The following is an 11500-nucleotide window of genomic DNA, read 5'->3' as shown; positions in this document are numbered from 1 at the left end:
GAGGCATAGAGCGTGAATATTACACTTGTTTTATACGTGGTCGGACATGTGCTGTGCTATGAGGCGGTCCTGATGCTTCTGCCCATCGGCGTAGCCCTTTTGACCGGGGTGAATGATTGGATATACTTTGTTTATACGATCGTCCCGCTTTTGCTCACCGGACTTCTGCTTCGCAGCAGGAAGCCGAAGGTGACAAAGATGCAGACAAGGGACGGGCTGGCCGCGGTTGCATTTGCGTGGATATTTCTGGCGGCCTTTGGAGCGCTGCCCTTTTATTTCAGCGGATATTTTAACGGATATGTGGACTGCTTTTTTGAGACAGTGTCCGGCTTTACCACCACAGGGGCGACGATCCTTACGGATATAGAGGGACTTCACAACGGGGGCCTCATGTTCTGGAGGAGCTTTACCCACTGGATAGGCGGCATGGGGATTCTTGTATTTGTCCTCGCGTTCCTTCCGAATATGGACGGATCCAATGTTCAGCTTTTAAAAGCGGAGAGCCCCGGCCCGACGCCGGGTAAAATGGTCCCGCGGCTGAAGGAGACGGCGCGGATCCTGTATCTGATCTATTTTGGACTGACGATTGCCCATATCCTCTGCCTGGTGGCGGCGAAAATGCCGCTTTATGATTCTGTGATCCATGCCATGGGAAGTGCCGGTACAGGTGGATTTTCCAATATGAACGCCAGTGTCGGCGCGTATCATAATCCGGCGGCCGAATGGATAATCGCCATATTTATGATGCTGTTCGGCGTTAACTTCAGCGTCTATTACCTGTTGCTAAAAAAGCAGGTGAGAGATGTGTTCAAAAATGGGGAGCTCAGGCTCTACCTGGGTATCATCGTAGGCTCTGTGGTATTTATAACCCTGAACATCGCCCAGAAATATTATGACGGTTCGTGGAGTGATGCCATACGTTCTGCTTTTTTCCAGGTGTCCTCCATTATGACCACCACGGGTTACAGCACTACGGACTTTAATCTCTGGCCGACACTGAGCAAGATGATCATCGTGACCCTGATGATAGTCGGGGCATGTGCGGGGTCCACCGGAGGCGGTGTAAAGGTGAGCCGGGTCTTAGTTCTGTTTAAGTCCATTAAGCAGGAAATTCGCCATCTCATCCACCCCAGGATGATCAGCTCGCCGAGAATGGACGGAAAGGTGATTGAAAAGGGCATCATCAAAGGAATCTTGATTTTTTTCTTTACCTATATTATGATTGCCATAGTGGCCATGCTTGTGATATCGGTGGATGGATATGACATTGAAACGACCATCACCGCGGTGCTTTCTGCGCTGGGGAATATCGGGCCGGGCCTGGGGGCGGTGGGCCCCATGGGGAATTTCGCCGGATTTTCGCAGCTCAGCAAGGTCGTATTGTCCTTCTGCATGCTGGCGGGAAGACTGGAACTGTTTCCCATGTTGATCTTATTCGTGCCATCCGCCTGGAAGAAGTCATGCTAGATTTGGACAGCCATATGTCGGGAATGAGGAGCAGATATGTTTGTGATCGCAGGTCTTGGGAATCCGGGTCTTGCCTATGCCGGGACCAGGCATAACGTGGGATTCGGCGCCATCGATGAGCTGGCGGATTCTTACCGTATCGGAGTGGATACGAAAAAGCACAAGGGACTCATTGGAAAGGGAAATATTGGGGGACAGAAGGTTATCCTGCTGAAGCCCCAGACATATATGAACTTAAGCGGAGAAAGTATCAGAGAGGTGCTGGATTATTATAAGCTGACACCGGAAGAGCTTTTGGTGATCTATGATGATATCAATCTCGATCCGGGACAGCTCCGTATCCGGGAAAAGGGGAGCGCCGGCGGACATAACGGGATGAAGAACATCATTTCCCACCTGGGGACCGATGTTTTTTCCAGGATTCGTGTGGGGGTAGGAAGCAAACCGCCCCGAATGGATCTGGCGGACTATGTGCTGGGACATTTTTCGGCGGAAGAACTGCCGGAAGTTCGGGAAAGTCTCGTGCACGCGGCCGAAGCGGCAGCTATGATCGCGGCGGGCGATATGGCGGCGGCCATGAATAAGTTCAATGGAAAAAAGAAATGATAGGATTTAGAACCACCAATAACAGACAGAGGTGATTGAATGGCAGGCTCTTTTCGCAGTCCGCTGCCTGAACTGAAAGAATATTTAGATACAAAAGAGGACCTTTGCAGAGGCAGAGGTCCTGTTTCTGTCAGTGGCGGCACCGATTCTCAAAAGGTTCACCAGATGGCGGAGCTGGGACGGATGTTCCCACTGAAGTTAGTTGTGACTTACAACGATGCAAGGGCAAAAGACATATATGAAGATTACAGGAATTTTGACAGGAATGTTTTTTTATATCCGGCCAGGGATCTGCTGTTTTATAATGCGGATATACAGGGCAGCCTGCTCGCCCGGAAGCGCCTGATGGTACTGAAGCAGCTTCTGGAGGAAGGAGAGGGGACGATCATCACCACAGTGGACGGGTGCATGGATCATCTGATGCCTCTGTCCGCATTTGCGGAGAGTGTAATCTTGCTGGAGGAGGGACAGGAGCTTGACCTGGAGGAGCTCCGCAGGCGCCTTATATACATGGGATATGACAGATGCGCCCAAGTGGAGCAGGGCGGCCAGTTTTGTGTCCGCGGCGGTATCCTGGATATTTTTCCCCTTACAGAAGAAAATCCGGTCCGTGTGGAACTGTGGGGAGATGAGATTGACTCCATCCGTTCCTTTGATGTGGAAAGCCAGCGCTCCATTGAACGTCTGGAGCAGGTCCGCCTGTACCCGGCGAGGGAGCTGGTCCTTGACAAAGACAGACTGGAAGAAGGAACAGAACGTCTGATAAAGGAAAAAGAAACATATAGAAAGCAGCTGAAGGAACAGAAACGGATTGAGGAGGCTCACCGGATTGATACCATAGTGGGAGAAATGGTGGAAGAGCTTCGGGAGGGGTGTTTTTTGGGAGCCCTGGAAGGATGTGTCCGGTACTTCTGCCCGGAGACTGTATCCTTCCTGGAGTATTTTAAAGAGGGGATTCCGTTTTTTCTGGATGAACCGGCCAGGATCATTGAACGGGCCAATGTGGTAGAGGCCGAATTCCGGGAGAGCATGACGCAGAGGCTGGAAAAGGGCTATCTGCTCCCCGGCCAGACGGATATCCTTTATTCCGTGAGAGAAGTGTCGGCGGCACTGGCGAGAGAGCGCAGTGTTCTTTTTTCTGCCCTTGAGCAGAAGACGATACCGGTCAAGAAGCGGTACAGCATGACGGTCAAAAACGGGAATTCCTACCATAACGGCTTTGAGCTTCTGGTAAGCGATTTAAAGAAATGGAAAAAAGAAGGCTGGAGAGTGGCGCTTTTATGCGCTTCCCGAACGAGAGGAGCCAGGCTGGCAAAGGATCTGCAGGAACAGTATGATCTGAGGGCCTATTATTCCGAGGAGGAAGACAAAGAGATTCTTCCCGGCGAGATCTGTGTGCTGTACGGGAGCCTTCACAGGGGATTTGAGTACCCGATGATAAAATTCGTAGTGATCCCGGAAAGCGACATGTTCGGAACGGAAAAGAAGAAGCGCAGAAAACGGACTGCCTACGAGGGCAAGAAGATCCAGAGCTTTTCGGAACTGTCGGCCGGCGATTACGTGGTACACGAAAATCATGGACTCGGTATTTACCGGGGAATTGAGAAAATTGAAGTAGACAAGATAATAAAGGATTATATAAAGATTGAGTATGCCGGAAACGGAAGCTTGTATCTGCCGGTGACCCAGCTGGATATGATCCAGAAATATGCTGGGGCGGGCGCGAAAAAGCCCAAGCTCAATAAGCTGGGAGGACAGGAATGGGGCAGGACGAAGTCCCGGGTAAAGGGGGCCGTAAAGGAAATCGCCAGGGATCTTGTGCAGCTATACGCAGCAAGACAGCATACGGATGGATTTCAGTACGGACCGGATACCGTTTGGCAGAAGGAGTTTGAAGAGCTGTTTCCTTATGAGGCGACGGAGGATCAAGAGCTGGCCATTGAGGCGACCAAACGGGACATGGAGAGCAAAAAGATCATGGACCGGCTCATATGCGGGGATGTGGGCTATGGAAAGACAGAAATCGCCATCCGCGCTGCCTTTAAAGCGGTCCAGGAGGGAAAACAGGTCGTATACCTGGTGCCTACGACCATTTTGGCGCAGCAGCATTATAATACATTTGTCCAGAGAATGATGGATTTCCCGGTCCGTGTGGATATGCTGTCCCGCTTCAGGAGCGCCGCAGAGCAGAAAAAGACCTTGGCGGATCTGAAAAAGGGGCTGGTGGATATTTTGATCGGCACCCACCGTGTGCTTTCTGACGACGTGGTGTTCAAGGATCTGGGACTTTTGATCATTGATGAAGAACAGCGGTTTGGAGTAGCTCACAAGGAAAAGATCAAAAAGATGAGAGAAAATGTGGATGTTCTGACGCTGACAGCCACTCCGATCCCCAGGACGCTTCATATGAGCCTGGTCGGCATCCGGGATATGAGTGTCCTGGAAGAACCGCCCATGGACAGAGTCCCCATTCAGACTTATGTCATGGAATATAATGAAGAAATGGTACGGGAAGCCATTGAGAGGGAACGGGCCAGAGGAGGGCAGGTCTATTATGTGTATAACAGGGTTCAGGATATAGAGGATATCACATCTAAGATCGCGGAACTGGTTCCGGACGCCGTAGTAGTCTACGCCCATGGGCAGATGAGGGAGAGGCAGCTGGAAAAGATCATGCTGGATTTCATTAATGGGGAGATTGATGTGCTTGTCTCTACCACGATCATTGAAACTGGTCTGGATATCTCCAATGTAAACACCATGATCATCCATGACGCGGACCGGTTTGGGCTGTCCCAGCTTTACCAGCTTCGGGGGAGAGTCGGGCGTTCCAACCGCACCGCGTACGCATTCCTTATGTACAGGAGGAACAAGCTCCTGAAAGAAGAGGCGGAAAAACGTCTGGCCGCTATCCGGGAGTTCACGGAACTTGGTTCCGGCATCAAGATCGCCATGAGAGACCTGGAGATCCGCGGGGCCGGAAACCTCCTCGGCGCAGAGCAGCACGGCCACATGGAGGCCATCGGCTATGACCTTTACTGCAAGCTTTTGAACGAAGCAGTTAAGGCTTTAAAAGGAGAGGGAGAAGAAGAATCCTTTGAGACGGCTGTCGATTTCAACATCGACGCTTATATTCCTCCTTCTTATATCAAGAATGAGGTCCAAAAGCTTGAGATATACAAGCGGATTTCTGGAATTGAGGATGAAGAGGAAGCCATGGATATGCGGGATGAACTCACCGACCGGTTCGGCGATCTGCCTCGTTCCGTGGAGAATCTGCTTGAGATTTCCCTTCTGAAAGCCATGGCTCATAAGGTGTTTGTAACGGAGATAACCGGAAACCGCCAGGAGGTGCGGCTTGTGATGTATGAGAAGGCGCCGTTCCATGTGGAGAAGATCCCGGAGCTGGTGAAGCAGTATGGAGGAACTCTTCGGTTCACGGCGGCGGAGCAGCCATACTTCACTTATATGGACCGGAAACGGGAAAACAGGGACGGAAAACAGATGCTGGAAAAGGTGAAAATCCTGTTAAATGCCATAAAAGAGTTGCTAGTTTGACCGTTTGGTACTATAATAACAAGTGCCTGTGTGTACAGGATCTAAGAGGAAACAATCTAGGGAGGATACCGTTACTATGAACAAATTTACGAGAAAGCTGGTACTTCTGCTGGCGGTCTTGCTCACAGCCGGTACATTGGCAGGCTGCGGACGCACTAAGGTGACTTTGGAAAATTACCCCACTACGGTGGTCGCGACGCTGGGTGATACTAAGATCTATCTGGATGAAGCCAACTATCAGGCCAGGTATAATCAATATACGAGTGAATTGTATTATAACATGTATGGATATGATCTGTCGGATATGTGGGATACGGACATCGGGACCGGCAGCACGCTGGAAGAGTATACAAAAAAGAATGTGATGTCTGCCATTTATCAGACCTATGTTCTGAAAGCAAAAGCGGAAGAGCTGGGGCTTGTGCTGGATGAAAAGGAGACCGCAAAGGTAGCGGAGACCGTGAAGAGCACCATGGAGAATATGGATGAAGCGCTTAAAGAAGCCACAGCCATCACAGAAGAGCGGCTTACTGAGATTCTGACCAATAACGCACTTGCTATGAAAGCATATGAATATGCGGTGAAGGATGTGGATACAGAAGTCAGCGATGAAGAAGCGGCTCAGCGTAAGATCAGCTACATTCTGGTGAAGGACGGGGACGACGCGGCGGCAGCGGAGACACTTGCCGAAGAACTGAAAGGCAAGGCAGAAGCGGGAGAGGATATGTCCGCTCTGGCTGATGAGCATGATAACTGCACGTATTCCCAAGCTACGTACGGAGCTGGGGATTATGACAATACCCTCGGTAATTTTGGCCGTACTTTGGCGACCGGAGAGTTTGGAAGCGTATATGACGAGGGCTATGGTTGGTATGTAGTATATTGCGATTCTGATTTTGATCAGGAAGCGACCGAGAAAGAAAAGCCTGTCATTGTAGAGCAGAGAAAAGGGGAACTTTTCCAGAGCGCCTATGCGGAATGGCTGAAGGACATGCCCAAATTCAAGGTTGACGAGGACGTATGGTCAGCGATTACCTTTGATAAAACTCTTTTTGTAGTACCGGAGACGACGTCCGGGGAGGAAGAGACCACCTCAGCCGCTGGTGAAGAGACGACTTCGGCAGAGACGTCAGAATCCACGACGGCTCAGGAGGAGACTACGACAGCGGCTGAATAGAATCAGATGGATATAAGAATCCGGCGGAGAAAGAACTCCGCCGGATTTTTGTTATATACCTCGCCGCACGAAGTGCGCCCGTCCGGAGGGCATGAATTAAGGGATGCCCTTGGGTATGATACAAAATACTTTTTGGAATCATTTCTAGTAAATTTCCCTTAAGCTCCAGTTAAGCCCCGGCAGAAATTCCGGACCGTCACGATTTCGGTTCGCTGGCGATGCAGGGGCCGCTTTATCCTCGCTCCGGGAGTACCGCTCACATGTCGACGGGAAATCTTTATGATTTCCCGTCTCCTGTTCGCTCAGAAACGAAATCGGTATTTTTCGTTTCTGCCTCCCTCCGTTTGGGGAACACCGGCCCCTGCCCTGCGGCGCTCACCTTTAGGCCGGCCCGGAATCTTTCTGCCGGTATCCTGACTGCCGCACCTTTTCGGATGCTTTCCGTTCCTTTGATTCCAGAAAAGGAGTGGATATCCACACGGCCCGCGCGCGTACCGCAGCGGGCTGCAGTGTCCGCTCCAATGGTTTTCAAAACAAGCGGAAGTATATCTCGGTGCGGCAGGAAGAGCAGGAGGAACAATCCGATTCCATCGTAAGGCGAGCGCCGCAAAGGCGTTAGCAGAATTTTCCCGGACGCAGGGAGGCAAAAATCGCATATCATGCGGATTTTTGTTGGAATCTGACATGGAAAAATATCGATTTATCCATGTCAGTTGGAAAGGACCGACTGGAGGCCGTAAAAATTCTGGTTACGGCTACCAGCGAACCGCCTGGATGGAATCGGATTTCCTCTTGCCTTGTAAATCTGACAAAGAAAACTTGTTTAAACGGTATTCAAAGGAATACCTTGCCGCACGGAGTGTGCCTGCCTGGAACTTCTGCCGACGCTGTTCCTCTTGTTCTTTTCTGTGCAAAGTCGGACACTTTCGCTGCCTTGTTCTTCTCTTGTATCCGGCGGAAAAGAGTGTTACACTGAAGTCAGGAAAAGCAGCGCCCAAGAAGAAGGGATATTAATATGGGAATGGAAGGAAATCATATGACCAGTAAAGGAAAAGAGGCGTATTCTCTCCGGTTTGCGAAAAAAAGCAGCGGGGAATTGTCTGAAAGGTCCAGAAGTAATTTAGTGGAGCTTTTGAACCGGAATATTCCGGGCGGCATCATGGGCGGATATCTGGAAAAGGATTTTCCTCTGTATTGTGTCAATGATTATATGCTGGAGCATCTTGGCTATACTTATGAGGACTTCTGCCGCGATATAGATGGACTCGTGATCAATTGCATGCATCCCGATGACCGGGAACGAGTGGAAAGGCAGGTTGAGGATGCCTTTTCAAAAGACTGTGATTATGAGATTCGTTATCGGATGAAAAAGAAGAATGGAAGCTATATATGGGTAAACGATATCGGGCGGAAAACTGTGGATGAGGACGGCCGTAAAATCTGTATCAGTACGATTCGGGATGTCACGAAGGATATGGAGACCAGACGCCAGGAGAAGAAATATGACGCGTTATTTGAAAGCGTGGTCTGCGGGATTGTCCAATATCGGCTCTTTTCTGACGGCAGGGTCGAATATAAAAATGCCAATCAGGAGGCTATCCGTATTTTCGGATATACTCCGGACGAATTTTGGAGGAAGGATGACTGGCGTCTGCCGGAGCTGATCGCAGAAGAGGACCGGGACCGCGTTCTGGCGGAGGCATACGGCATTTCAGAAGTAGGACAGAAGGGAGAATTCGAATACCGGCTCCGGAGAAAGGACGGTTCTTCCTGTTGGATCATTGGAACGGCGGAGATGATCATCGATGATGACGGCGAGATACTGATACAAAGTGCTTTTATGGATATCAGCCTGCGGAAGAAAATGCAGCATGAGAATCTGGAACTGCAGAAGGAGAACAAGGCCAGCAGTGAGCTGCTGAGAATGGCATTGGAAGGCACGACGATCTGTGAGTTTTTTTATTATCCGAAGGAGCAGACGGCGGTGATGCCGGAACGTACCTGCGGTGTGCTGCAATGCAGACCATCGTATGAGAATATGCCTTTCAGTTTTGCAGAAGAGCGGGTTGCGGAAGAGACTAAAGGGGTTTATTTGGAGATGTTCCGGCGTATCCAATCCGGGGAGAGAACGGCTTCTTCTGAGATATGTGAACTGGACGGCTGCTGGAAACGAATTTCCATGTCTAACGTAGATTATGATGAGAATGGAGAGCCTGTGCGGGCCGTGGGACTTGTGCAGGATATCACACGGCAGAAACAGACGGAGACAGAAAATACCAGGATTTCTGCCTTGAACCAGGAGATCATGACCTCTCTTAATAACTTATTTTTTGGAGTCTACCGCCTGAATCTGGACACAGGGACGGTACATGTTATCCGCCGTCCGGAGGAGAGCCGGGATTTCAGTGAAAATGAGCTGGAACTAGATTCCTGGGTGGATGCTCTTTCTGTCTATTATCATCCTGGTGACAGAGAACGGCTCAAAAGAGGGCTTTCTTTGGAAAACCTCCGCAGGGTAAAAGCGGAAGGAGTCCATTCCTTCGAGGGAGAATACCGGCGTATTCGGAATGGGGAGTACTACTGGGTAGCCAATACCGTTTACTTAAATGATGAAAATTTCATGGGCGATACTGCGATCTTGGCGCAGACGGATATATCGGACAGAAAGCAGCAGGCCGACATCATCCATGCCCTGGGACAGGAGTATTATGCGCTGTATTACATTAACTTGGAGCAGGATACCCTAAAAGCCCTGAGGATGGACGAAAAGGAGAAGAATGCAATTGGGATCATACCTGCCGACGGGTTTCGGAAATCCATAGACCGGTATGTGGAGAGGTGCGTTCATCCGGACGAGCAAATGGAAATGCAGAAGTTCTTTTCACAGGGGAATTTACAGGAGTGTTTGACAGAGAAGAACCGTGAGATTTCCATGACTTACCGGAAAAGGACAGACAATCGCTATGAGTGGATGCAGGCTAAACTTATCTTAGGCGAGAGGAAGGAGGGGAAACCCTATCAGGTGGCTCTGGCTGTCCGGAATGTGGACGAGAGTATTCAGCAGGAGCTGGAAAGAAAAAGACTTCTGGAAGATGCGCTGCGGCATGCGGAAAGTGCCAATGCGGCGAAAAGCGATTTCCTTTCCAGGATGTCCCATGACATCCGGACGCCCATGAATGGCATCATGGGCATGGTGATTTTGGCAGAAACTTATATGGGGAATGAAGAAAAGGTGCGGGACTGTCTGGCAAAAATCGAGGTATCCGGCCGTCATCTTTTGGGGCTCCTCAATGAAGTGCTGGATATGAGCAAGATTGAAAGCGGAAAATTGGAGCTTGATTCGAATGCCTTCAGCCTGCCTGATTTTCTTCAGGATGCGCTGACCATGCTCCGGCCTTCTGTTGATGAAAAAAAACAGATACTCCGGGTTTTGATAAAAAATGTAACCCATGAAAAAGTCATTGGAGACAAGCTGAGACTGCAGCAGGTCATCGGGAATATATTGTCCAATGCCAGTAAATATACGCCGGAGGGCGGTGAGATCCGAGTCGCTTTGGAAGAGCTGGACTGTCAGACTTTGCAGTGCGGCCGGTATCGGTTTGTCATTGAGGACAATGGAATCGGCATGTCGGAGTCGTTTATGAAACGTATCTTTGAACCCTTCAGCAGGGCTGACGATTCCCGGACCAGCAATATTCAGGGGACCGGGCTGGGGATGGCCATCGCCCAGAATATCGTCCATATGATGGGCGGGGAGATCCGTGTGAACAGCCGGGAGGGAGAAGGCTCCTGCTTCACGGTGCTTTTGAATCTTCCGCTGCAGGAAGCGGGAGAAGAAAAAGCGGAGGATCTAAGAGGATTATCCATTTTATGTGTAGGAGGTCCGGGTTCAGCGGGAGATACAATCTGTCAAATGGCGAGGAGCCTGGGCATGAGGGGGGAACAGGCACTTTCCTTCGGAGAGGCGGTAAAAAAGACAAAGCTGGCACGTGAGGCTGGGAACAGTTATTTTGCGGTTTTGGTGGACTGGGATGTGGAAAATCTCCCTTGGGAGCTGGTGATCCGTGAGCTGTCCAAATCTCGGCTCGAGAGCAGACCGCACATGGTGCTGGCCGCATATAGCTGGTCCGAGGAGGAAGAAAAAAAGGCTAAAGAGGCCGGCGCGGATGCCTTTATAGGCAAGCCTCTGTTCCCTTCCAAGCTTCTGAAGCTGTTCCGCGGCTTCCTGAATCCGGAGAATGAAAATTCGGGGACAGGTTCGGTCTGGAGGGGAAAGCTCGCGGGAAGACGAATACTCCTGGTAGAGGATAATGAACTAAATGCGGAGATTGCGGGAGAATTCCTGAGCCTGGCGGGAGCGGAAGTGGATAAGGCGGAGAATGGCGAGGCGGGGGTCCGGTGTTTTGCTTCTCATCCGGAAGGATATTATGACGCCGTCCTCATGGACATCCAGATGCCCGTGATGAACGGATATGAGGCCGCGGCAAAGATTCGCGGTATGGAGCGCCGGGATTCCGAAAGCGTGGTCATCCTCGCGATGACGGCGGACGCGTTTTCCGAAGATGTCCAGCGGGCCAAAGAGGCCGGGATGGATGGCCATTTGGCAAAACCTTTTGATGTGAATCAATTGATGGAAATGCTTGATAAGCATCTGAAATAAAAACAAAAGGATATTTCTTACAATGTCCGCAT

General features: G+C 50.5%; 6 protein-coding genes. 5 read left to right on the top strand and 1 reads right to left on the bottom strand.

Features of this window, described 5'->3' with window-relative positions; translation table 11 throughout:
- Window positions 1-12: 12 nt before the first annotated feature.
- The 4 genes from H9Q78_RS07450 to H9Q78_RS07435 all read left to right on the top strand — a co-directional run bounded on the left by H9Q78_RS07450 (window position 13) and on the right by H9Q78_RS07435 (window position 6808).
- On the top strand, window positions 13-1467 hold the full coding sequence (locus tag H9Q78_RS07450) for a TrkH family potassium uptake protein (RefSeq protein WP_249300613.1): 1455 nt from the start codon (window positions 13-15) through the stop codon (window positions 1465-1467).
- A gap of 36 nt (window positions 1468-1503) precedes the next feature.
- Window positions 1504-2073 (top strand): aminoacyl-tRNA hydrolase, encoded by a 570-nt coding sequence (pth, locus tag H9Q78_RS07445; protein ID WP_249300611.1) that lies wholly within the window; start codon window positions 1504-1506, stop codon window positions 2071-2073.
- A 39-nt stretch (window positions 2074-2112) separates the two neighbouring features.
- Window positions 2113-5631, top strand: coding sequence for a transcription-repair coupling factor (gene mfd / locus H9Q78_RS07440; RefSeq protein WP_249300609.1), 3519 nt, complete (start codon window positions 2113-2115; stop codon window positions 5629-5631).
- Window positions 5632-5707: 76 nt separating this feature from the next.
- On the top strand, window positions 5708-6808 hold the full coding sequence (locus H9Q78_RS07435) for a SurA N-terminal domain-containing protein (RefSeq protein ID WP_249300608.1): 1101 nt from the start codon (window positions 5708-5710) through the stop codon (window positions 6806-6808).
- A 277-nt stretch (window positions 6809-7085) separates the two neighbouring features.
- Here H9Q78_RS07435 and H9Q78_RS07430 read toward each other — a convergent pair whose 3' ends face one another.
- On the bottom strand, window positions 7086-7286 hold the full coding sequence (locus H9Q78_RS07430) for a hypothetical protein (RefSeq protein WP_249300606.1): 201 nt from the start codon (window positions 7284-7286) through the stop codon (window positions 7086-7088).
- A 537-nt stretch (window positions 7287-7823) separates the two neighbouring features.
- On the opposite strand from H9Q78_RS07430, the gene H9Q78_RS07425 reads away from it, so the two are divergent.
- Entirely contained in the window at window positions 7824-11468 is a 3645-nt protein-coding gene (locus H9Q78_RS07425; protein WP_249300605.1) for a PAS domain-containing protein, read from the top strand.
- Window positions 11469-11500: the final 32 nt, after the last annotated feature.

The organism is Qiania dongpingensis (assembly GCF_014337195.1).
Classification (GTDB): domain Bacteria; phylum Bacillota; class Clostridia; order Lachnospirales; family Lachnospiraceae; genus Lientehia; species Lientehia dongpingensis.
The sequence above is the reverse complement of the archived record's forward strand: the minus strand, read 5'-3'. Positions and strand labels throughout refer to the sequence as shown.

Excerpts from the sequence above, each read along its gene's own strand:
- pth (WP_249300611.1), top strand. The coding sequence starts at position 1,504 with ATGTTTGTGATCGCAGGTCTTGGGAATCCGGGTCTTGCCTATGCCGGG.
- mfd (WP_249300609.1), top strand. The coding sequence starts at position 2,113 with ATGGCAGGCTCTTTTCGCAGTCCGCTGCCTGAACTGAAAGAATATTTA.
- H9Q78_RS07435 (WP_249300608.1), top strand. The coding sequence starts at position 5,708 with ATGAACAAATTTACGAGAAAGCTGGTACTTCTGCTGGCGGTCTTGCTC.
- H9Q78_RS07425 (WP_249300605.1), top strand. The coding sequence starts at position 7,824 with ATGGGAATGGAAGGAAATCATATGACCAGTAAAGGAAAAGAGGCGTAT.